The 22,138-nt window shown below is 52.3% G+C and carries 20 protein-coding genes and 2 pseudogenes; 5 read left to right on the forward strand and 17 right to left on the reverse strand.

All coding sequences use genetic code 11. The features are described 5' to 3' along the window. Window positions 1–90: 90 nt before the first annotated feature. The 7 genes from SJY13_RS11585 to SJY13_RS11615 all read right to left on the reverse strand — a co-directional run bounded on the left by SJY13_RS11585 (window position 91) and on the right by SJY13_RS11615 (window position 6,043). Complete coding sequence (locus tag SJY13_RS11585) at window positions 91–519, reverse strand: MarR family winged helix-turn-helix transcriptional regulator (RefSeq protein WP_377191093.1); 429 nt, start codon at window positions 517–519, stop codon at window positions 91–93. Window positions 520–1,226: 707 nt separating this feature from the next. Further along, on the reverse strand, window positions 1,227–2,591 hold the full coding sequence (locus tag SJY13_RS11590) for a sensor histidine kinase (RefSeq protein ID WP_377191095.1): 1,365 nt from the start codon (window positions 2,589–2,591) through the stop codon (window positions 1,227–1,229). A 538-nt stretch (window positions 2,592–3,129) separates the two neighbouring features. After that, entirely contained in the window at window positions 3,130–3,453 is a 324-nt protein-coding gene (locus SJY13_RS11595; protein ID WP_377191097.1) for a hypothetical protein, read from the reverse strand. 92 nt (window positions 3,454–3,545) lie between these two features. After that, window positions 3,546–4,502, reverse strand: coding sequence for a sensor histidine kinase (locus SJY13_RS11600; RefSeq protein WP_377191099.1), 957 nt, complete (start codon window positions 4,500–4,502; stop codon window positions 3,546–3,548). Continuing rightward, the gene (locus tag SJY13_RS11605) at window positions 4,484–4,930 is read right to left on the reverse strand and encodes a hypothetical protein (protein WP_377191101.1); all 447 of its coding nucleotides are present in this window, start codon (window positions 4,928–4,930) and stop codon (window positions 4,484–4,486) included. Before SJY13_RS11605 ends, SJY13_RS11600 begins: the two co-directional genes overlap by 19 nt. Continuing rightward, on the reverse strand, window positions 4,902–5,579 hold the full coding sequence (locus SJY13_RS11610; protein WP_377193619.1) for a response regulator: 678 nt from the start codon (window positions 5,577–5,579) through the stop codon (window positions 4,902–4,904). Before SJY13_RS11610 ends, SJY13_RS11605 begins: the two co-directional genes overlap by 29 nt. 110 nt (window positions 5,580–5,689) lie before the next feature. Then, window positions 5,690–6,043 carry a roadblock/LC7 domain-containing protein gene (locus SJY13_RS11615; protein ID WP_377191103.1) on the reverse strand — a complete coding sequence of 118 codons (354 nt, stop codon included), beginning with the start codon at window positions 6,041–6,043 and terminating at the stop codon, window positions 5,690–5,692. Between the two features lie 835 nt (window positions 6,044–6,878). On the opposite strand from SJY13_RS11615, the pseudogene SJY13_RS11620 reads away from it, so the two are divergent. Further along, window positions 6,879–7,559: pseudogene (locus SJY13_RS11620) on the forward strand (IS6 family transposase). A gap of 70 nt (window positions 7,560–7,629) precedes the next feature. Further along, entirely contained in the window at window positions 7,630–7,971 is a 342-nt protein-coding gene (locus SJY13_RS11625; protein WP_377191105.1) for a recombinase family protein, read from the forward strand. A 257-nt stretch (window positions 7,972–8,228) separates the two neighbouring features. On the opposite strand, the gene SJY13_RS11630 is transcribed toward SJY13_RS11625, so the two are convergent. Further along, window positions 8,229–8,531 carry an SH3 domain-containing protein gene (locus tag SJY13_RS11630; RefSeq protein ID WP_377191107.1) on the reverse strand — a complete coding sequence of 101 codons (303 nt, stop codon included), beginning with the start codon at window positions 8,529–8,531 and terminating at the stop codon, window positions 8,229–8,231. A 308-nt stretch (window positions 8,532–8,839) separates the two neighbouring features. On the opposite strand from SJY13_RS11630, the gene SJY13_RS11635 reads away from it, so the two are divergent. Further along, the gene (locus SJY13_RS11635; RefSeq protein ID WP_377191109.1) at window positions 8,840–9,169 is read left to right on the forward strand and encodes an arsenate reductase family protein; all 330 of its coding nucleotides are present in this window, start codon (window positions 8,840–8,842) and stop codon (window positions 9,167–9,169) included. 374 nt (window positions 9,170–9,543) lie between these two features. Here the strand turns inward: SJY13_RS11635 and SJY13_RS11640 are convergent, their stop codons facing one another. Continuing rightward, a complete protein-coding gene (locus tag SJY13_RS11640) occupies window positions 9,544–10,221 on the reverse strand; it encodes an IS6 family transposase (RefSeq protein WP_377191111.1) in 678 nt (225 codons plus the stop codon). Window positions 10,222–10,290: 69 nt separating this feature from the next. On the opposite strand from SJY13_RS11640, the pseudogene SJY13_RS11645 reads away from it, so the two are divergent. Beyond that, window positions 10,291–10,974 (forward strand): annotated as a pseudogene (locus tag SJY13_RS11645) (IS6 family transposase). 56 nt (window positions 10,975–11,030) lie between these two features. On the opposite strand, the gene SJY13_RS11650 reads toward SJY13_RS11645, so the two are convergent. The 8 genes from SJY13_RS11650 to SJY13_RS11685 form a co-directional block, all read right to left on the reverse strand. Then, entirely contained in the window at window positions 11,031–11,702 is a 672-nt protein-coding gene (locus SJY13_RS11650) for a response regulator transcription factor (RefSeq protein WP_377191113.1), read from the reverse strand. A gap of 100 nt (window positions 11,703–11,802) precedes the next feature. Beyond that, complete coding sequence (locus SJY13_RS11655; protein WP_377191115.1) at window positions 11,803–13,386, reverse strand: sensor histidine kinase; 1,584 nt, start codon at window positions 13,384–13,386, stop codon at window positions 11,803–11,805. A 1-nt stretch (window position 13,387) separates the two neighbouring features. After that, window positions 13,388–14,917, reverse strand: coding sequence for an ABC transporter transmembrane domain-containing protein (locus tag SJY13_RS11660; protein ID WP_377191117.1), 1,530 nt, complete (start codon window positions 14,915–14,917; stop codon window positions 13,388–13,390). Next, entirely contained in the window at window positions 14,914–15,978 is a 1,065-nt protein-coding gene (locus SJY13_RS11665; RefSeq protein ID WP_377191119.1) for a hypothetical protein, read from the reverse strand. Before SJY13_RS11665 ends, SJY13_RS11660 begins: the two co-directional genes overlap by 4 nt. Window positions 15,979–16,191: 213 nt before the next feature. Then, on the reverse strand, window positions 16,192–16,344 hold the full coding sequence (locus SJY13_RS11670) for a hypothetical protein (RefSeq protein ID WP_377191121.1): 153 nt from the start codon (window positions 16,342–16,344) through the stop codon (window positions 16,192–16,194). 577 nt (window positions 16,345–16,921) lie between these two features. Further along, window positions 16,922–17,881 carry an IS5 family transposase gene (locus tag SJY13_RS11675; protein WP_377191123.1) on the reverse strand — a complete coding sequence of 320 codons (960 nt, stop codon included), beginning with the start codon at window positions 17,879–17,881 and terminating at the stop codon, window positions 16,922–16,924. A gap of 280 nt (window positions 17,882–18,161) precedes the next feature. Further along, entirely contained in the window at window positions 18,162–19,679 is a 1,518-nt protein-coding gene (locus tag SJY13_RS11680) for an ABC-F family ATP-binding cassette domain-containing protein (protein ID WP_377191125.1), read from the reverse strand. Window positions 19,680–20,153: 474 nt separating this feature from the next. After that, window positions 20,154–21,047, reverse strand: coding sequence for a LysR family transcriptional regulator (locus tag SJY13_RS11685; protein ID WP_377191127.1), 894 nt, complete (start codon window positions 21,045–21,047; stop codon window positions 20,154–20,156). Window positions 21,048–21,122: 75 nt separating this feature from the next. On the opposite strand from SJY13_RS11685, the gene SJY13_RS11690 reads away from it, so the two are divergent. After that, window positions 21,123–22,037 (forward strand): NAD(P)-dependent oxidoreductase, encoded by a 915-nt coding sequence (locus SJY13_RS11690; RefSeq protein ID WP_377191129.1) that lies wholly within the window; start codon window positions 21,123–21,125, stop codon window positions 22,035–22,037. Window positions 22,038–22,138 lie beyond the last annotated feature (101 nt).

Raw genomic sequence — 22,138 nt, forward strand, 5'->3', positions numbered from 1 at the left:
AGTGGATATCGCGTAGTGTTCGGTGTTTGCACAGAAGGGTTGCAGCCTGTGCTCGAGATGGCTTGAGTTTCGGAGGCTGGCTTTATGTATCTATGTCACCGTCGCGGCCTTGAGAAGAGCAGTGACACCTCGATCCAGCGCTGCACGTTCCTCGGCCGACATGGAATTCAGCATCCCTTGCGCGCAAGCATCGACTTGTGGCAGCAACTGTTCGAAACGCCGATGGCCTTCCGGCGTACAATGATAAATCCTGATCCGACGATCTTCTTCGGAAATTGATCTGGTTATCAAACCTTTATCGTCAAGCCTCTGCGCGGCCCTGCTGACTTGAACCTTGTCCAGAGTTGTGCGTTGCGAGAGTTCAAGAGAGGTCAGGCTTTTGGCATTGGCGAGTAGAAAAAGCAGCCGCCATTCCTCCCGTGATAGCCCGAATTCGCGCTGGTAAACTTCCGTAAGTTTTCGTGAGAACGCTTCAGACGCCACGGCGAGACGATAGGGAAAAAAGGAATCTAGTTGCATACAAAACTATAAGTCCGCTTTGTTTCACACGCAACGAATTTTATCTGCGCTGATCTTAACCATCGTAACGCTGGTTGTTTTGCAAATTACCAGGCGCATCAGGCTCTGTCGCAAACTTTGGTCGACATGTTGTACATTCGTGTGGATTGACCCAACTGATGCTTGGTCTGGAACACTGTTTGGAATTGCCTTGTTGCACAGATCAACTGCAACTGGAAACGCACCCTAGGCGCAATTATCTTATGGACGGCCCAGAGAAACATAAACCACACCAACCCGATGCGCAGGATAAAAACGGCTGCAGCGTCCTTGCGGTCATGAAGTGTCACGGCCCGTCCTTTGCTGGCGATATTAGGAACGGACATATCAAGAAATGAGCTTCCCAACTATCCCCATTGAGGGCTTTCGCATGGCAAAGCTCCATTGTGGGCTCTGACCGCCAGTTGGTGCAAGCCGCAGAGAAAGTCCGGTACGAGCCCAAAGTGGCGGATGCTGCGGTTTGCTCGAATGTCCAGTTCGCCCTTGTAGTTTGCCGATGCAGCGAGTGGTTGTCCTGGTCTAGCTGCGGCGCAGCGTGCAACTGATCGATGAGTGTTGGCTCTGGGCCGAACCAGTTCGAATAATTCCGCTAAGCTTGCGCTTGCTCTGTTAGATGTGGGGGTGCAAAGCCACCAAAACCTGGCACTGAAACAATACTTGATCCGTTGCTACGCGACTTCGAAGCGAACTGAAACCGTCAACCCGGGCAAACTGTTCGTTGCTGTTAAGAGCGCCGAATGATGATCTGCGATAACCTTCACCAACGCCAGACCTAAACCATTCCCAACAGTATTCCGTTCGCTTTCAAGTTTATAGAAAGGAACAAAAAGCTTGCCCAGTGTATTTTCAGGAACGCCAGGGCCGTCATCAACTACTGAAAGTGTAAAGGTGTTGTCTTCTTTTGCAATTAGAAGGCAAACTCTGGAGTCCCGCGGACAGTGATCGATTGAGTTTTGCAATAGGTTTGCACAAAGTTGTTTCAGCATACCTTCATCGCCTTCGATCAGTGCACGCCCTGAACGGTTCTCCTCAAAACTGAGATTTTGGCCCTTAACTTCCGCAAGGGGACTCATAGTCTCAACAGCTTCCCGACCCAGTCTATTCAAATCTAGATAGCTGAACGCTTTGGGACTATTACTTTCTTCGATACGGTTGATCCGCAAAACTGTTTCAAAAGTCCATTTGAGACGATCAAGTTCAGATTGAATTTTGTCGATCGGCTCCAAAGATTGACCTTCGGATTGCAGTGAGTCTCTCGCTTCCTGAAGTGCAATGTATGCATGAGTGAGCGGGTTCTTGAGATCATGTGCAATGGATGCTGCTGTTGATCGGGTCGTGGACATCAATGCTGACAGGTTGTCGAGGTGGCCGTTCATTAACCGTGCAACCCGGTCTATTTGATCGTTGTTCTTACCGACTGAAAGCCTTGCTTTTACTTCCCCTCTTGAGACTTTGTAGAGCGTCTTCGCCATTTGATCGAGTTTGCGATATGTTCTTATGCTGGAGACATAGCCAACCAACAACGTGCATAACGTTGCTCCAAGTCCAATTGCGACCAAGGCCCATGCCAGTGATCGAAGTGTGCTTTTTACAAAAGCAAGATCGCGGCCAACCACAATAACAAATCCACGGTAGGCTTGCACATTTACCCGATGGATACGTTTTTCACCGCCCAGATTTATTCCATCGTCTTCGATTTCTCCCCAACCTCTAAAGGAGGGGTATTCGTCGATGTTACCCGCTAGACGCTTCCCCTGACTATCGAACAGGCCAATCAAACTGGTGTCGAACGGCAACCATAGAGTTGCGTCATCGATCGCTTGTACAACATCAGAATCGTTGTCGTTGTCGTCCAGAATTTCCTGAATGAAACGCATCTCATCGATCAATAACGAATCCATTTCACGCTGCAAGTCGCCACGAATTCTTTCGAATGTCAAAAAGGCCAATGCTGTAACTGAAAGGAGTATTACTACTGCTGCATACAAGGCAGTGGTAAAGGCTGCTCCAGATACAATGTTTGAGCGTTTCATTAGTCTTTCATCCGATTTATATGGCGACCCCATTGGTTTGGCTAACAGCAAACCTTTTTCGGCCGGTCAAGTGTGTGATCCGAGGGTTTTAGCTGCAATATTGACGCAAGAATGGGGAATTTGACTGAAGTTGCTGCACCACTGGTGATTCAGACCCGGTAAAGTGAAAAAAGGTCAATCCCTAGCCTCTGTGCAAAATGCACTTGATTGAGCACATCCGGTCACCTTCAACCCATAACATACAAAGATTTCTTTGTCTGAAACAGAAAGCAAAAGAACGCAGGTCTCGATGAACTTACAGCGCGCCCCTCCGAGGGGGAGGAAGGGCGCGCTGTTGTGACTGAGGGAAGCTTGCTTGCGAGTGAGTGGCCCGTGTCCTCACGGTACCGGTGACACCCTTTAGGAGGGTTCGAGTGCTTCCTCAGTTGAGTATTCGGTTTCAGTTCCAAACCTGATGACATCTTCTGCAACGTGACCTTGCCAACAGGTTTTCGTGAACCTTACATTTTTGATAGGTTGTCACGATCTGTCCCTTTGATCACCCACCCTTTGTGCAATGTCCGTGATCTTCGAACGGTGTAGCGCCATGCGTGGACAACTCATAAGTCATGTTTGGAAAATGGAGCGCCAAGGTCCAGACTTCGTCAGTCTTTATGTGGATGAATGTCACACCGTCCAAGCCATGTGCGACAGAGGCCATACCTTCTGTATCCTGCACTATCAGGCGCGCTTCTGAGAGATCGGTATCATGAAAAATTTGAACTAATTCTCCGTTTGTTTCTGACGTGCATTGGAATTCTGTTTCGTCCGCCAACGCCACAGTCGCAGGCAAGAGTGCCATTAGGAATATTGAATTCTTCATCATTGATTTCCTGATCAAAGGGTTGTGCTTTTAGAGTTGAGTGTTCCGGGTGCCAGTGTGAACTCTGAGAAGTGCCGTTCTTGAGTTTGTGTTCAGGCCGCAATGGAAGGCTTCCCAAAATTTACACACACCCGCAGGCCCGGTTCATTGCTTTCTGCGGTGATTATTGCGCCGTGTCGCATCGCTACGGCCTTCACAAGCGATAACCCAAGCCCACTTCTAGCTTCGTTTCTTGGGTGGTCACCTCGGAAGAACGCGTCAAAAATTTGGCTGATTTGTGGTTCCGGAACCCCCGGTCCGTTGTCTTCGACAACCAGCTGTATCGCTTCAGTCGTGGCCGTAAGGGAAATCCTGATCCAACATCCAGAAGGGCAAAACCGGAGTGAGTTGTTTACAAGATTGACGAGCAGCCGTTTCAGCATGTCTTCGTCGCCCCGTATCAAAATCGTGTCGGCGTTGTAGTCAGCGGTGATGTGTTTACCTGCTTCTGCCGCAACAGGATGAAACGCCTCTGCCACATTCTCAACGAGTGCACTCAAATTGACGGCTTGGAAGCTTATCTCATGCCCGCCTGCCTCGATCTGAGATACTCTGAGTATTGTGTCGAAGACGGTTCTGATGTGCCTAAGGTTTTTCTCTAAATCGTCGAGGCTTGGTCGCGGGTCACTACCATACTCAACTTCGCTATATACCTTTTGTAAAGCCATGAACCCGTTCGCCAAAGGACTCCTCAAATCGCGGGCAATTGTGACCGCAGTGGATTGAGCACAGTTGAGTGAGCTCGAAATCCAGTCGAGACGTCGGTTGATCATATGGCAAATTCGATCGCATAGGTCGCTTGTGTCTGACACGGGAAGACGAAGGCTGATATCTTCTTGAAAGGCCTGGTTGAGGGTTCGCTCAATCCGTTGAAGTTTTCGATGGTCTTGAGCGCTGAAGTAATAGCCAAGACCCAGGACAGCGGCTGTTGTCGAAAGCGTCAGCAGCAACAACCCTTCCCAATGGGTTTTCAAGGCCTGATTAAGTGTTGTCAGGCTGCGGGCGACCACTGTGCGATACCCAAGATACTCTGATACATGGAGAAGATAGACAGGGGCGGTCCCACCGATTTGCAAAAATCCGGATCGACTTCGTGCCAACCTATCGTATCGGGCACTTTCGCGATTGACCCGGCAAGTGCTGAACCGCTTTGATCGAACAGCGCGATTACGTGAAGATTGGTTCGATTGGGGTTATTCAAATGCTCAATTGCTCGCTGAACTGCGTCGGCGCCGCCTTCCCGCAAAATCTCATGAAGCAAAAGCTCTTCATCGAGGATTTGTTGTTCGAGGTCAGAGCGGAGCTTGTCTTCCAGCGCCAGATAGGCTGCATATCCGAAAACAGCGGTGATGATCCAGACAATCAATGCGGCGAAACAAGCAGTCTGGAACGGAGCGCCCAAGGCAATGCTAGCGCGGCCCATGAAGGCTGTATCCAACGTTTCGAGACGTGTGCAAAAGCGGCGTCTCGAAGGGCTTGTCTATCTTCGACCTCAGACGACTGATGTATGTTTCAATCACGGTCGAATTCGGGTCAAAATTATAGTCCCAAACTTGCTCCAGAAGCATGGTGCGTGTCACGACGCGGCCTGTATTGCGCATCAAAACTTCTAACAACGCAAATTCACGTGGCAACAACTCTATTGTCACATCTTGCCGTTTCACGACTCTGCTGAGTAGATCCATTGATAGATCGTGGACATGAAGCTCGGTTGTCGAGACATCGGACGGTTGTCGCCTAATAATGCTGTTTAAGCGCGCCAACAGTTCTGAAAAATGAAAAGGCTTTACCAGATAGTCATCTGCACCTTCGGTCAAACCTTCTACTCTGTCCTGAACGTCTCCTATTGATGTAAGAAACAGAACCGGGGTCTTTTTTTTCGCGGCCCTAAGTGCCTTGAGAACGGAAAGACCATCCATTCCTGGTAGCATGCGGTCTAGGACTATGGCGTCACATTCATTGTACAGACAAAATGACAGGGCATCCCGACCATCTTCGTACCACTCCACACTAAAACCGTTTGATCTTAGTCCTGAATTGACAAAGTTGGCGGTCTTTTTGTCGTCTTCTGCGACGAGTATTTTCACCTTAATCCCTCCGATTTTGCCACTGGATCCGCTTGCTACAGTTTGGAATGCGCCGTAGATGAACCCAGCCATAGCGAGATGGCTAAGTCCATTTGGCAAATCGTTGCAGACTAGAGGCTCAACGTTTCTTCGACGGCTTTCACCTGAAGCCGGGCGAGACCAAGATTGGCGGACTTCTTGTCTAGTGCGACATACACAAAGATGTTTGGGTTTTTGTCCAGCGGGCGAACCAGATGAAACTGTTTGCCCAGCGTTATCAGAATGTCTTCGATGGTGTCGTTAAGTTTCAGCGCTTCGATTGCCTGAAGTTTCGCGCGGACAACTTCAACATTCGCAGCGCCTGCCGTTTCAAGATCAAATTTTGAACCACCCTCAGTGCCTAGTACTAGGCCTGTGTCACTATCCACGAGGCACGCCCCCAAAAGACCTTTGATTTCGCTTAGTTTAGAAATGTCCAACGACATGTTTGGCTCCTTTTTGGCCTTGGAATTGCTGATCTGACCCGCTCCGGACGTTTGATGGATTGGACGAGTTCTGTTGTTTGCAGGTGGGAAGGTAATGACGTGTTTTTGAACCAAGCCTAACCTCTCGCTAAATCTGGCCAGCACAGACTCTCCATCACTTTTGGGTCTCGACATTTACAATCCAATTCTCGTTGTGATCGTGGAAGTAGAACGTCGAACTGGGTGCCTGTTGTTTCGAACTGCCTGGGCGTGAAGAAACAGCTGATCAACCAATCTGTCATCCAAACAAGGGAGATCGCTTATCCTTTGATGGGGAAGACACTTGGGTTCTGATGTCACTTTCAAAACTGTTGCGCTCGGGTCCCGGGAGCTATTCTGGCCTATTTGCAATATATTCAGTGCGACAACGCAGGCAGGGGCCAAGTATTGGGCAGTGTTGGTTGTAAGAGCCAATACACTTTCCGAACCAAGAAGGAATGCGGGCCATAAATGTCCGAGTTCGAAAAGAACGCCAGCCAAAACGGGTAAAACAGAACTCAGCATCAGACCTTCGCCTCGTTACCAAACAACTAAGTGGTCCGTAGAGTATTCAGAGTTTTAACCCACCTTTCAGAAAGCTTAAACATTTGTAAGAATTAGTTTTTTACGTTGATGAAAAATGGAAGCTTCGGCTCAAAGGGTTCATCAACTGACCTTGCGAGTATTTAGACGCCGGCTGTGGCTTAACGTTGAAACACTTGGTGTGCCTTCGAGTTTGTTGCAAACTTTTGACCATTGACCTTCGTGGCGGTAGCGCCTGTGTAGCGAACGGCATTATCCAGTTGAAGGTTGGTCCATGATTTCTTTCAAAGGTGCGCAATATCCGAAAGATGTGATACTGTTCGCAATATTCTTTTACGTCCGCTACGGTGTTTCCTATCGAGACCTGGATGAAATCATGGCCGAGCGCGACATTTCTGTTGATCACACTACGTTGAACCGGTGGGTTACACGATATTCCGGCGCGATCGCTGAAACTGCGCGTCGCCGCAAAGGGCCATGTGATCGTTCTTGGAGAATGGACGGAACTTACATCAAAGTTAAAGGCGCGTAGGTTTACCTCTATCGAGCTGTCGACAAGCACGGCAGGACCCTTGATTTCATGCTTTCACGACGTCGAAACAAACCAGCCGCCACCAAGTTCTTCGCCAGGATGTTGAAGATCAATTGATTGCCGAGGAAGATGGTGATCGACAAGAGCGTTGCCAACACCGCCGGCATCAAGGCCATCAACAAAATGCTCAAAGGCTCTGGCTGCCCGATCCCAATTGAGATGGTGAGGCGGAAATACCTAAATAACATCGTGGAAAAGGGCCACCGTTTCATCAAGAGACGCACGCGGCCAATGCCGGGGTTCAAGGCCTTCGCTTCAGCGGCGGCAACGCTCGATGGAATTGAAGTAGCTCATATAATCCGCAAAGGCCAACTCACGCCTGGACTCTGTCCGTTTCGGCAGTTCGCTGAGCTCGCGGCCTAACTCCTGAGCGATTGCTGAAACTGCTCGGCGGGTTCAAAACTTTGCAACAGAACCGTGTGGCGGTTATGAAGTGATTGGCCTTTTCAAGGAAACTGCGTCAGGCACTAAGTCGAACCGCGCGGAACGATCAAAAATCATGGACTTGGCTCAAGCCCGGAAAATTGACGCCGTGTTGGTCACCGAGCTATCCCGGTGGGGGCGCTCCACTCAAGACTTGCTCGATACCCTCAACAAGCTCTCAGGCTGGAAAGTCTCGGTCGTCGTAATGTCCGGCATGACTTTCGAACTGGACACACCGCACGGGTGTATGATGGCTACGATGCTGGCCGGGATCGCGCAGTTTGAACGAGACCTGATTAGCGAGCGCGTAAAATCTGGCCTGGCCGCGGCCCGCGCACGCAGGAAAAACTAGAGCGCCAGCCAGGGCAGCGTCCAAATTCAGACAAACTTGCGCCGAAGGTCGTTGCCGCTGTTGACGAAGGCCGTAGCTATCGCTAGATCGCACGTGACCTTGGGATCAGCAAGAATACCGTCCTCAGTATCATCAAACGGCATCGCGAAAACGCTTAGAGTGTCATTTCGCCCCGTACCGCAAACGACCCCAGAAAGGGCGGTTCCCATCGACATTTCATAGGTACTGCTAAGGTGGTAACGCCGATCGCCGTTGTATCAAATCTTTCGCAAATATGCCCAGGAGACATACCCCTTGAGCCCACGCGCACGCACCAAAGAAACGCGGCACCAACGGGTGCCACCGGTCTGCTCGCAACTGTGAACTCGTAGGTCAGTTCCATTCGGAAGACCAACAATCACATTGAAGCCTGTTCCAGGCCCACCACGCATTTTCAGCATGTCACCCTCTTCGACGCCAACAACTTCGTATCGTCCAAGTGAGGCTGCCGCTGCAGGTTCAGCGTCTATGAAGGCCCCTAAGAACAATGCCGATAGGAAAAAGAAGATTGCACTGCGCATCGCGTTATCCTGCTTGTTGGCTCTGCGACAACTTAGCAGTTCAGATCATCAAGAGGAACAACCCAAAAAAGAAACGCGCGATTTTGCCTAAGCCTCATGGCGAAGACTGCCGCGCCCGGTTCGACTGGACGCACCACAGTATCTCGATTGAGAAGTGCTTGGCTGGGACGGGTCGATTCAGAACCCTTAAGGAACGACTAACAATGTCCGTAGTTTGGGAAACATCTGGGCTGCCGTGCCGGATCGAATGGTTGCGTTGGAGGGGTTGATGCGTGAGGTTGGGGCATGACCGCCAAGGAGGCCGCGACATGATGATCTATGGATTGAACACCTGCGCGATTTGCCAGAAGGCCCGCAAGGTATTGGAGGCAGAGGGCAAAGAAGTCAGTTTCCGCGATGTCCGTGCGGAACCTCTGAGCGAGGCTGAACTGGCCGAGCTAATAGCGGAATTTGGGGACTTACTCGTGGATCGAAAGTCGAATGATTACCGAGCGCTCAATGATTGGCTGAAAAATTCAGAAGCAGAGGCACAGATTTCGGCCCAACCCAAGGTGATGGCGCGCCCGGTAATACGTGACCATGACATGTTGTTTCTTGGCTGGGGTGAGACGGTTCAAAAAGCTCTGCTTCCGGGCTGAGTATTAGACCAAAAATGCATAATTAGCTGAGCGAAACCCGCTGAAATGCTGCACAGGGCCGAATGGCCGCTTTCGGTGTGCTGCTAGGAAGATTCTGGAAACTGCAGAACGTCAGCTATGGGTCGGTATCCTCTACGTGAGTGTCCATCGGATCTGGCTCGCCCGAAGCCAGTAGCTAGTGTCAGGAATTGGTCTTTCCGGTCGGTGGCGGCACCGTTCGACACGGACTGGCGTTTACGCTTGAGCCGATCGAAGTTCTGTTTGAGTTCTGTGACGGGCGACCACCCCTGACCTGCGAAAGATCAGGGAGGATCAGTCTTAGGGGTATTGCCAAGCTGTTGGCGACCGATTGTGAAGCATTGGAAGAGGCAGGGTTATGCTGCCATTTCGGCGGTGTAAGCGATCCAGAGGCTGAACGCATCGTTGCGGGCGTGGCGGTATGAGATTGTGGTGAGTTGATAGCGGCGGGGACGGAATATCAGGTTGATCTGGTCATGCGCGGACAGGAACCTCTGAGCTTGCCGATGTGACTTGAACCGGCCAAACAACTTCTCCCGCTTTCGGGTTAGCCTGTGCGACACTTCGATTGCATTATTCAATCCTTTGTGGGCCCGGTGGTCAGCCTGCGGTGCTAAGGCGCTGAAGGGCTTGATGTAGCTGCGCAACTTGTCCGTTATCACGACCCTTGGCTCACCAAACTGGGCGACCAATCTTTTGAAAAACCGTTTGGCCGCATTTGCATTTCGCCGGGTTTGAACAAGGATATCGAGAACGTCGTCGTTCGCGTCGATGGCCCGCCACAACCAGTGCTTCTTGCCACGGATCATGATGACAACCTCGTCCACGTGCCATTTGTCGTTCGGCTTGGGGCGATCGCGCCGGATGCAAGCGGTAAAATGCGCGCCAAAGCGATTGACCCTGAGCCGAATGGTTTCACGGCTCACGATGACACCCCGTTCCGCCAAGAGATCTTCGACATCCGAAGTGCTCAAGGCAAACCGATGGTATGCCCAAACTGCGTAGGCAATGACTTTAAGAGGGCTCTGTCGCAATCTTCACCCCTACCTGTCAGTTCGAGTGCATTTCTGGTAGCGCGCCCGATAACATGACAGGAGCAAGCCGTGAAAATTTCATTTAAGGGCGCGCGTTTTCCGAAAGACGTGATCTTGCACGCGGTTTTCTTCTACCTGCGCTACGGTGTTTCATACCGGGACCTGGAAGAAATCTTGGCGGAACGTGGCGTTGATCTGGATCATGCAACGCTAAACCGTTGGGTCAGTCGATATGCAGGTCTCATTGCTGAAACAGCGCGGTATAGAGAGCGTTCCGCAGACCGTTCGTGGCGCATGGATGAAACCTATGTGAAAGTGAAAGGTGAATGGGTTTATCTTTACCGAGCGATCGACAAACACGGCAAGACCCTGGATTTCATGTTGTCCGAGCGCCGGAATAAAGCCGCTGCGACGAGGTTCTTCGCCCGCGCTCTCGAGGTGAACGGATTGCCACGCAAGATCGTCATCGACAAAAGTGGTGCCAATACAGCTGGCATCAAGGCGATCAACAAGATGTTGAAAGGCTTTGGTTGTCCGATCTCGATCGATATGGTCAGGCGGAAATACCTCAACAACATCATTGAATAGGATCACCGTTTCATCAAACGAAGGATCAGACCCATGCTGGGCTTCAAATCTTTCGCTTCAGCCGCATCTGTCCTGGCAGGCATAGAACTGGTCAACATGATCCGCAAAGGTCAATTCACGCCCGGACTCCGACCGTTTCAGCAGTTCGCCCAACTGGCAGGGTAAACCGCCCTCTAATTCCGCTGATGTTCTTTCATGTAAATGTTTGCGAAAGAACCTGTTCAGGTCATACGGTAACCGACGTTCCTGAGTGTCACGATCTGCTGACCTTCCGCACCGATTTTGCGTCTGAGACGCCCGACATAGACATCAACAACATTGGTCAATGGATCTTCATTCATGCCCCAAACCGAGTTTAAAATCCGCTCTCTGGATAACACGCGCCCAACATTGGTCAGAAACAGAAGAAGCAGGTCGCGCTCCTTCTTGGATAACTGGATTTCTTGACCTTCAACGGCAACCTGAAGCGAACGCCGGTCAAAGGTAAGCGCCCCACAGGTAATCACAGTTTCGCTAAGATCGTTCGCATAGCTGTTGGCACGGCGATGCAGCGCTTCAACCCGCGCTATCAGTTCGTCAAAGTCGAACGGCTTGGGAAGATAGTCGTCTGCGCCAATTTTTAGCCCTTCCACTCTTTCCTCTGGGCTGTCCAATGCGGTCAGCATCAAAATCGGGATCTTTGATTTCCTGGCGCGCAGTTTGCGACAAACATCTTGCCCCTGAATCCCTGGTAACATCAGATCTAACAAGATGATGTCATAGTTGCTGGCAGCTACGTGCTCCAAAGCATCTTCGCCACTTGGTACGTGATCTACAGACCAGCCTTCAGCGGACAATCCGCGACGTATAAAATCAGCTACACGGGCTTCGTCCTCGACAAGCAAAATATTCATAGTACGCCTCAATTATCTCCATGCTCACAACCGCGACGATGCGCAGTGGTGTGCGACCTAACCGATTGCCCAACTTGCTTTTGAAGCAGACTGGCACGCATTAGCCGGTTTCTCGTAGGGCATCGGTCTGAACAACTTTCATCCGAGGTGACTTGGGCAGAGTTATGGTGATCATTAACCCGCCTTCCTGGCGATCTTGAAGGTCAACTGTCCCACAATGAGCCTCGACAATCGACTTCACGACCGGTAGCCCGAGGCCGCTGCCTTCGATCCCCTGCCCCGATGAATTCGATCCCCGAAAGAACCGGTCGAATGCTTGGGATTTTTCCACCGCGCTCAGGCCGGGACCGTCATCTTCGATTGTGATCTTGCAAGACGCGAGCCCTTCTTCCAACATCGCGCTTATTGTTGGGCCTCCATATCGTCGTGCATTTTGCAGCAATGCCAGTACGGACTGCCGAAGTCGAACCTCGTCAACCGACGCCATTACCTTGCTTTCTGGGCATTCGACCTGAACCGGATCGGGGAACATCGCCACGGCATCGTGCAGTATTTTTCGTAGATCCGTTTCCTTACGATCCAGTCTGAGCTGACCAGCCTCAAACCGGGCGACGGTCAACATGTCATCCACGATTTGGTTTGTGTGCTTTGCGGAATCTCGAATACGGGCAAGTGAATCAGAAGCGTCTTCTGACAGCGTTTCTGATGTCCGTAGAGTGACATCAGCCTCGCCGAGGATGATTGCCAAAGGCGTTCGTAACTCATGGCTGATATCGGCCATCAAACGCTTGCGGTTCTCTTCGCCTGTCTCAAGCTTATCGATGAGTTGCTGAAGCTCGAACGTTCTGGCGGCAACGGTATCTTCTAGTTGCCTCTTTTGCTCGGCGCGGCTGACTTCGCGAGCAGCCAATCCTTCGGCCATACTATTCAGAACGGTTTCCAACTCTCTGAACTCTTGGCTGCCACCGAGACTTACCGGCTTGGAATAATCGGCCCCGCGCAGGTGCCCAATGCCGTCTGCAAGTCGCGTAAGTGGCTTTCTGATCTGGCGGTTGAACGACACGAGCGCCACAAGCAAAACGCCAATTGCGGCAAGAACGATCAAGTAAACCAATCGTTCATTCCATTTTCTGAAGGCCGCTGCCTCGCTCAATACCTCGTCGACTTCCTCGGCCTCTTCATCAAGGGCAGCCTGAATTTTTTGATCGAGTTCATCATCAATGTCGCCGTCCAGCAGCGCGGCCAAGCGTTCAATCCGAACAAATGTCTCGATACGGCTTCCATTGGCTGAAAGGTTCGCGATTGCTGCATTGACGGATTCGATATCGTCCTCAATCTCATCGAGAAGTTCGAGCTCTTCGATCTCCTCATCACCCACCATCTGGATTTCACGCGCGATAGTCATTCGGATCGAATCTAATGTCTGGTCGATTTTCGCCTGCAGCTCTTCTTCGCTTACGCCATCGTCTCGGTCTCCTATAAGAAGCGCGTCGCCGTGTTGCTTGAACAGACGGTATAGATCCGCCTCAAGCCGCAGATGCAGCCCATAGGATTCTTGGGCCAGTGATATCCGGGCGTCCCACCATCGCGTTTTTTCGAGGCTGTACAGGGTGAGTCCCGCAAGACCGCCCAAGAAAGCCACCAGAACAGCAGCGTAAATCCCAAATAGAGTAGATGAACGCATTTCAGACGACCTTTGAATTCTGTTTCACATTAGGCGAGGCGGCATCTTCAGCCAATATGATGGTGGCCGACGAAAACTTCTGCAGAGTTTCAAGCAATTTGGCCTGGCGATCCCTGCATGAACCCCACCTGACAGAAGCGATTACGACGACGTCAGCTTTGCCAAGAACTGCGCGCACGAGATCAATACTCAATGTTTGGAAGGGTGACAGCCCGTTACCATTTTCCGCCACCCGCTGATCCAGGCCACCAGGTGCCTGAAGCAGGTCGGATAATCCAAAGGTCTGCATGACCTTTGTTATTTTCTGATCATTCGGTCTTTTTGAACACATCAGTGTTGCCGAACGACGCAAACTGCCTTGGAGCCCGACATGGTCGCCCCCGACAAAGGCGATTTTTGAGGCTCTATCTTGCCCACCATAGCGAACCGCGATGCCCTCATTCTTATCAAGGCCCGCAATACACCGCGCGATACTGTTTGCGTGCTGCCCTACTAATGTTGAAGTTGAACCGGGCGGCACCGCAAAAAAGATTGAGTTTCCATCCAATTCCCCGGTGACTTCAATTTCAGGGGGCGCGCCATGATCTACACCAGCTCGCATCAACACCGGTTCTGAAAGTAGCGTCGCTGCCTTTTCGCGTGCAACGCTCCAGGCGCAATAATAGTCCCACGCCCCGGCAAGGCTCTGCAACGGAAGGGCAAGTAGCGCCAAAACAGAAAGGCTCGCAGCCACTGTCGCCGGTGCTGTTTCGTTTTGGCTTGCCAGCCAAAGCATCAAAAGACCGGTAAGCGCCACACCGAGTTGCAATACTGCCTGGAGGCTCGCGGTTCTGCCTCGACGTGCCAATGCGTCGCGTCGCAGCGATGCGCCTTGTTTGTCAAGTTTGCGCAATTCGCGATTGGTTCGACCCATCAGGTCCAGTTCAGGCGCAATCGCTATGCGCTCAATCATGGAAATCGCGATATTGGCACGTTTGCGACGCAGCTTTTTATGCCGGCGAGCCAGATGCCAGGCCAGCATTCCCATGATAAGCAGCGCGAAACTGAGTGAGGCAATGCCATAGACCGCAAGGGCAGGATCAAGAAAGTAGAGAACGGATACGGCACCCGGAATAACAAAGGTTGCTGACAAAACGTCTGGTAAACCACGGCCAAACCATAGGCGCGCCGCAGATAGGTCCCCGACAAAACGCAAGGACAGTGCACCAACCCGGCGTTTTTCGTGCCGAGATTTGGGAAGTCGGGCTATCTGCTTATACAACGCTCGGCGCAAAGAAATCGCGTAACTTTGGCCGAGAGCTTCTGCGCGGTATCTTGAAAAAAACAAGCACGCAGCTGCGATAATTCCGGATATCGCCAGTTGCAGGACCGTACTCATTGCAAGAGCGTGGCCTGCATGAAGCGCGGTAAAGGCATCACGCGTCGCAAACGCTGCGAACGCCAGTGCAACAGCCTGCACAATACCGCAGATTGTAAGGAGGACCGCATCAACGATGCGGTCCTTTGTGGCCAGTTCCGTGAGGGGGGTCATGCGGCCACGTTGACAGTTTCACGTCGCATCAGCGGTGCAACATGTTGGGTTATGGTCGCGGGCGACCAAAGATCTTCGCGTGATAAAATCGGGCGACCGGTTACCTCAGCAGCTTCGGCTGCGGCCAATGGCGAACAACTGACCATCCCGGATATCGCAAATGGGCTGAGACCCACCTTGTTCAGAACGGTCACACCGCCCAGAGCACTCAGTGCGTCAGGTGCAGCAAATAGGATGCCGTCCAACCGATCCCGGATCCGCGAAGACTGCAAGATAGCCCGTGTTTCCTGCTGGAACACACCGTCAGCGATCTCAACCACCACAACCTCGGCGCCACGCTCAGCTGCGGTTGCAACCAGCGTATCAAAACCGGCTTCAATCGTTTCTAGCGGCATCCGATATGTCGTGGCCATACCGACGTCCGTGAAGTCGAGCGCCGGAGCGCCTCCGTCTTCGAAACTGTTGAAGTCACCAAAGGCTCCGGTCCCAGTCGCTTTCACACCGGCAACGGAGTAACCCGAACGCGTTAGGCCATGACCAAGGCTTGACGCAGCCGTTGTCTTTCCGGAATTCATCGAGGCCCCGAAGACACCAATGACCGTAACGTGTTCGTTGTTCGGCAGCGAGGGCAACGCGTAGTCTGATACGTTAATCACATGACCTGAGGCATTGGTCAGAAGGCCGATGGGCTTGAGTCGCGTCGGATCATCCATACGTATGTGCGCGGCGTCCACTCGGCCAGCGACACCACCGCCTGCGACCAGATCGATAAGATCGTCATCAATCACCGCGCTGGCAAGAAACTGATCTGGTGCGTATCGGTCGCCCAAACAAAGGACAACATAGTCACCAGGGTAGCTGACCGAGGCGCGGCGCTCCGCCAACTGAATTTTCTTGTGATGTCCAATTTCGGCAATCTCACAAAGAATAAGATCTCCTGCCTTTGCGCGGCCCACCTGCGTGGTAAACCCGTGCACATCGGACCGATCAACTCTGCGGGTTGTAAATGCCCATTTTGCAATTTCGCAAGCGGCAGGGGAGGTTTGAAGAAACTGTGTCATGCTTTGCTCCGTGACTGGCTGTTCAATGAAATCATTTTGCCAGTGCGACGTGAGAAGAATTGCAAAGTGGGATGAAGGGTCAGCATGCGGTCAAATGAACGGCAAATGAACACGTGCTGTTGGAGCTACGTTTTTAAGCTGCGTATATTCATGCAGTATGAATTACGGTTTGCTCTCACAAACGGTCAGAGGAACAAACATAGCAGTGGGCCTTCATTTAGTCGTCATCGTCTCTATCGTCGTCTCCGCCATCACCACGATCGTCTCCATCATCATCGCGATCATCTCCATCCTGTTCGCCTGACCTGCCACTCCTGTTTTCTCGACCTTCACGTTCGCCGCGCTCATTTTTTTCGCCTTGTCCATTATCTACACCACGGCGCAACTCAATGATCGTGATACGATCGTCTCCATTACGATCAATGTCCTCAAGAAGCCTCCGCGCGCCGGATTCTCCAAATGCTGCGGTAAGCTCATTCAAGCTCAAAACTCCGTCCGAATTCGTATCAACAGACCGGAAACTAGCTGTTTGTGCTACGGCTCCATTGAACAGGCTGAGGCCAACTAAAAATGTGAAGGCCAAGAAAAGGGCGCACTTGACGCAGGCGGTTGCCCTTGACCCACGTTGCGCTGCTCCGCTGCCAGTCTTTGACACATTTGATCCTTTGCCCGTCGAATGCTTCGGTGAAAAAGCGCCCCATACTTCCAGTAGGACAATATGGCTGGCTGAGATGAAACTGACCTAATTTGAAAGTGAACGTCAGATGAATGTTGCCAGCTACCCGGAAACATGGTTTGGCTAAAGACATCGAAGCCACCCAAGACCAAACTCTGGTTTCCAAGGCAAAGGCCAGAAGTTACAGTGATCACAGCTTTCTGCCGGCGACAACGACCGTGTTGCATGAATCAGGTTTGAGACGAATTTACCCCATACCCCATCACGTTAGAAGACGCGTTCGTACTCCGCACGACCGAGAGATGTCATGCGGTTGAGCGCTTTTGATGCAATTTTCGCTTCAACTATTTGCCGGTCGAAATCACGCGCTTGCAGGCGATCGCCGATAACTTGTTTCCATCTGCCGATCTGGGCTTCAACCCGTGATCGCTGGTTGTATCCCGTTTCACTTTGCCAGTTCATTCTGCCATGTTCAGCGATGGCATCGATGTGTCGATTGCGCCGTGCATTCTCGCAGCGAACCGCGTTTTTAGGTGGGGGTATGATGATCTCAATCCTGGACCCGAACTTGTCCAACAGACAGTCTGCAACACCTTGGTCGTCGTATGCTCCATCCGCCAGAAAGCGGCTCACATCAACATCCATGTCAGCTAGCAAATCTGGCAGTGCCGTTTCATCGCCCACATGTTCGGTGGTCAATTCCGTTGCAGCTATATCACCGGTTTCCGGGTCAAGTCCGATGTGGAGCTTGCGCCATGTTTTGCGGGCCTTCCTGATGCCGTGTTTTTTCCCATGCCAGCCCTTGTCGCCACGAACTTTCAGGCCTGTGCTGTCCACAATGAGGGTGATTGGCTTATTTGCGGCTCGCCAGTTTTGGGCACTCTTCATCCCCTTACCGCGTCGCGACAAGGTCGAGAAGTCCGGTACCACGAGGTCAATGCTCATCAGCCTGGCAATCGACCGCATGAAACCCTGAGTTTGTCTGAGCGGAAGTCGAAACACGACCCGCAAAGTGAGACAGATCTCGATTGCCCGATCTGAGTAAAGCGATTGACCGCCGCGTGTCTTGCGGCGTGGCGATGCCCAGTTCCGCACCACATCATCAGAAACCCAGATCGTCACATCACCTCGACGCCGGAGACTTTCGTTGTATTCCGAGCAGTTCGTGACACGATACTTTGCCTTGGGAAACTTGTTGCGACGGGCATTATTGAATTTGTAGGGCATGTATCGCCGCTCGCGTCAGAGTGAGGCTCGGCGATATCCCGGCTCGACGATCCATGCAACAAGGTCGCCAAATAGCAATCTTGTCCTAGATTGTACAGCATACCGGTTGCAGGTGGGGCCGGAGGTAATCGTCATGCACACAGCATCGGCCATTCGCCGCGTAGGCAACATCAACAGGCGGATTAAGGATCAATTTGCGGGACGAAGCCCCATTTCGCTGCCGGTGCGCGAATGGCCGCTTCGAAAGCGTGCGCCGACGATCCATGCGAGTCCATAGAACTTACTGGGCGTTCATTTCACCCATTAGGAACGTATCGGGGCTTTCAACCTCCTCCAACCTTTTACCGTTGATCAGCCAAAACCGATTGCCGACATAGCGCAGGAAACTGCGGTCGTGACTAACAAGCAGACACGATGCGTTGTGTGCTATCAACTCATCCTCAAGAGCTTCTTGTCCTTCGATATCGAGGTGGTTAGTTGGTTCATCAAGCAGATAGAAATTTGGGTTCTTAAGGCGCAAAACCAGCATCGCCAATCGCGCTTTTTGTCCTCCAGATAAGGCTTCAATCTTGGTGTCTTGCATCTGAATTTTCACGCCGGCCCCGGCCAGAACACCACGTGCTCGCTGATCGCCTATGTCAAATTCTCCAGTCACTATGGTCATAGGGGTGTGGTGGTCCGAAAACTGGCTCAGATGCTGATCGGAATAAGCAGGCACGACAGAAGGCGCGCATTTGACCGGCCCATCGGTTCCATCCAGAGAACGCTGAATCATCCTCACTAGCTGTGTTTTTCCAGTGCCGTTGGCACCGAGAAGCACGATTCGGTCCCCCGGAAGAATCCATTTCTGTCCTGTCTTGTAGAGCAATCGACCATCCGGTGTTTGAACCGGTACGTCATCCAGTGTCACCAGCGCTTTGGCATGGGTTCCACTGTTTGCCAGTTTAATATCACCAGCGCTGCGGTCTTGATGGGCAGGTCTGGCAGCAGCCTCAATCTTCGCTGCCCGCTCGTTGAGCTGCTTAGTTTTTGTCACTAGAAGGTCAGATCCGGAGTTGACTCCGATGTTCTTCAACTTCGCAGCTTGCCTGCGCAACTGTTGGGCTTTGTTCAAATCATTCGCAAAGCGCCGTTGGTCGGCCGCGTCTGCTTCATCAAGTGCCGCGCGGGCCTCTGCGAAGGGTAACGAAAACACACGCGAGCATTCAGCGCGCAAAAAAAGAGTTCGGTTGGTCGTTACATCCAGAAAAGCCCGGTCATGGGATGCGATCACAACCGGAACATCGCGCGGCAAGCCAGACAGCCAGTCTTGCAGCAACCCGATACGATGTAGGTCCAAATGGTTGGTCGGTTCATCCAGCAACAAAATATCGGGATCCTTGACCCAGACCGCTGCCAGAAGTGCTGTTCGTTGCCAGCCTCCGCTTAACTCTCTCAACGGACGTTGTTGCAGTTCATAGGGAATGTTGAGATCTCCCAGAACGACATCCACACGCCAGCTTTCATATTCGGCCTGCTCAGCAGGCAGCGTGCTCAAAACCCAGTCGTACATCGTCTGGGTAGATGCGTGGTCCGGAACAAATTGCGTTACATATCCAACTCGCAAACCGCGGGCTCGCGTTATGCTCCCGTTTGTGGGTTCGGACTCGCCAGACAAGCATTCCAGGAATGTTGTCTTACCACGCCCGTTTGCGGCAACCAGTCCGATGCGGTCGCCCTTGGAAATTGTTAGGTTCAGATCTTCAAATAGCGGGTCACCAAGGATTACGCTCAAAGCGTTGATGTTCATAACAGTCATTGGAATCTCAGGTCATAGATTATGGTGCCGCAGCGCGGCTTTAGGCAGACCGATTGAGATGTTATGCCTCAGGCCCGCCCTGCAAACGAATTTACAGGGCGAAACGGGGACCATGCTGAAGTCGGCGGATGATACGCATGTTCAGCTTGTGCCCTCCCGTTGTAGATTGTGACAATCAAGGCTGAACTTAGAAAACATAATCCGCGTCAGCAAGTGCTTCGCGCAATAAAGCAGACTTTAGCCACCTTGCAGGAAGATAGTAGTGAGGGCTCGTTGCAGACCTGGGAACAGACGCAGCACAAGCCCCTGCCCCTTTTCCACGACCTATCCAACGGCCCACACCGGACCTTCGCCCCTGCCATTAACGCAGCGGTGCGGCATCCACAGAGCGGACCTTCAGTCGTAGCGCAGCATTGTCGGGTCGTTACCTTGTAAGTCAGACCCTATTTGACTCTAGCCGGTGCTCTTTATCGTCTACAACAGGTGAGCGGGCGGCCATCGGAACAGGCTTTTCTCATATTCGGTAATTGATTTTGAAAGCCACTGTATGAACAGTTTTGCCGCTGGCCGAACCGGACCAGACAGCGTGACAAGGTAATAGCCGATCCGTGGTATAGGATCATCAAACAGCGCCACGAGTTGTCCTGACTTCAACTCGTCAGAGACAAAGGCCGGTACTGTCGCCCCGATACCGTCACCTCGGCGGATGCCATCCAACAGCATGTTGCCGGGCATGCGGATCACTCTCCGTTCCGCTTCGGGCGGGATGCCGGCTTTTTCCAGCCACAGATCAAACTCGACCGACGCCTGTTCCTGAAGAAGTGTGAAATCAAGCAATTCTACAGGGTTTTTGAGCACCCTGTTTCCGATCAGTTCGCGGGACGCGACGACCGTCAGACAACCAGGTAACAGCATTTGCGAGACAAGCCCTGGCCAGCGACCTGTTCCGTATCGGACGGCCATATCAATTCCGCCCGGCTTGAGATCGACAGCCTGGATCGTTGAATCGATCCTCAATTCGATATGGGGGAATTCGTCAATGAACGTCGACAGTCGCGGCATGAGGAACGCGCTTGAAAACATCGGAGTCGCGCTGACCACCAACGGTCGAACCGACTCTGCACTCGTCACCCTCTCGGTCACGGAGGCCATTTCAGCGAAGGCTTCAAGCAGGCCAGCCGACAGGAATTCGCCTTGCGATGTCAGAGAAATGCCGTGCCGGGTACGAGCGATAAGCCGGGTGCCGAGTTGTTGTTCTAGCCCGCGGATTTGCTGGCTGACTGCGGAATGGGTCACGTTCAGTGCCTCTGCCGCCCGGGTCAGATTTTGAAACTCGGCGGCGGCGGCGAAAGCTCTGAGAGATGTCAACGAGGGAAGCGTGCGCCAATCCATAAGTTAGACCATCTAACAATAAAGAAAAATTTACAACTATGTCGTCTCCCCATGCCGGCGCATGCTGGTGCTGGAACTCATTGGCGGACACAGGAGGCTAAGATCATGAAACTTGCTGTATTGGGACTGGGCAACATGGGGTCAGCGCTGGCGCATTGCCTGCTCAAGTCAGGTCACGATGTCAGCGTTTGGAACCGCACGCCGGAAAAGGCAGAGGTTTTCGCTGAGGTTGGCGCCACCATCTGCTCCTCACCGAATGATGCCATCGCGGCGCCTGATTTTGTCATCATTTGTATCAAGAGCCACACGGAAACAGTTGAACTAGTCAACGGGCTGAGTGTTTCGCTAGAGGGTAAGACTATCTGCGACATGAGCACAGGCGATACCTCGGATGCCGATAGACTAGTCGCCATCCTGGAGAAACAGGGGGCTGGCTACATGCTTGGCATGATCAATGCCTACCCTTCTGGCATTGGCGGTGACGAAACCACAATCCTGACGGTCGGCAGTGCCGGAACCTGGGACCGTTATGGCAGCGTCATCGGAAACTTGGGTGGAAAGTCCGCCCATGTTGGAGAGAACCCAGCGGCGCTTGCCGCGCTCTTCGCCGGCCTCTTCACGGTTCGGCAGGGGTTTATGTTCGGAATGATATACGGTGCACTTGTTTGTCAGAAAGCGGGCCTCCCGATGCAAGTTTATGCCGACCAACTTCCTGCCACGATCAAATTGGTCAAGGACTACCATGATCTCTTTGCCAGAACCGTTCCGACCGAGGATTACGACAATGCAGAAGCCTCTCTGAAGGTTTACGCGATGGCGCAAGAGGATGCGTTGAAGACCTATCTCTCACTTAATGCTCCCGCTGATTTCATCCGGTTGATGCATGACCGAACCAAGACGGCTTGGGACGATGGCCATGGCGACAGACAGCTGACCTCACTGGTCCAGCATATGACTGATGCCTGATGCAAAAAGGCTCTCCGCCCGAACCGGACCTTGATTCCTTCATCGCGATGCTGCGGTCGCAGCCCGCGTAACGGTCATTCGCTGCGCAAGCGAAATCTAAG

It is taken from the genome of Ruegeria meonggei, from assembly GCF_042768335.1.
GTDB lineage: Bacteria > Pseudomonadota > Alphaproteobacteria > Rhodobacterales > Rhodobacteraceae > Ruegeria > Ruegeria meonggei.

Excerpts from the sequence above, each read along its gene's own strand:
- SJY13_RS11585 (WP_377191093.1), bottom strand. The coding sequence starts at position 519 with ATGCAACTAGATTCCTTTTTTCCCTATCGTCTCGCCGTGGCGTCTGAA.
- SJY13_RS11590 (WP_377191095.1), bottom strand. The coding sequence starts at position 2,591 with ATGAAACGCTCAAACATTGTATCTGGAGCAGCCTTTACCACTGCCTTG.
- SJY13_RS11595 (WP_377191097.1), bottom strand. The coding sequence starts at position 3,453 with ATGAAGAATTCAATATTCCTAATGGCACTCTTGCCTGCGACTGTGGCG.
- SJY13_RS11615 (WP_377191103.1), bottom strand. The coding sequence starts at position 6,043 with ATGTCGTTGGACATTTCTAAACTAAGCGAAATCAAAGGTCTTTTGGGG.
- SJY13_RS11630 (WP_377191107.1), bottom strand. The coding sequence starts at position 8,531 with ATGCGCAGTGCAATCTTCTTTTTCCTATCGGCATTGTTCTTAGGGGCC.
- SJY13_RS11635 (WP_377191109.1), top strand. The coding sequence starts at position 8,840 with ATGATGATCTATGGATTGAACACCTGCGCGATTTGCCAGAAGGCCCGC.
- SJY13_RS11650 (WP_377191113.1), bottom strand. The coding sequence starts at position 11,702 with ATGAATATTTTGCTTGTCGAGGACGAAGCCCGTGTAGCTGATTTTATA.
- SJY13_RS11655 (WP_377191115.1), bottom strand. The coding sequence starts at position 13,386 with ATGCGTTCATCTACTCTATTTGGGATTTACGCTGCTGTTCTGGTGGCT.
- SJY13_RS11660 (WP_377191117.1), bottom strand. The coding sequence starts at position 14,917 with ATGACCCCCCTCACGGAACTGGCCACAAAGGACCGCATCGTTGATGCG.
- SJY13_RS11665 (WP_377191119.1), bottom strand. The coding sequence starts at position 15,978 with ATGACACAGTTTCTTCAAACCTCCCCTGCCGCTTGCGAAATTGCAAAA.
- SJY13_RS11670 (WP_377191121.1), bottom strand. The coding sequence starts at position 16,344 with ATGGACAAGGCGAAAAAAATGAGCGCGGCGAACGTGAAGGTCGAGAAA.
- SJY13_RS11675 (WP_377191123.1), bottom strand. The coding sequence starts at position 17,881 with ATGCCCTACAAATTCAATAATGCCCGTCGCAACAAGTTTCCCAAGGCA.
- SJY13_RS11680 (WP_377191125.1), bottom strand. The coding sequence starts at position 19,679 with ATGACTGTTATGAACATCAACGCTTTGAGCGTAATCCTTGGTGACCCG.
- SJY13_RS11690 (WP_377191129.1), top strand. The coding sequence starts at position 21,123 with ATGCCGGCGCATGCTGGTGCTGGAACTCATTGGCGGACACAGGAGGCT.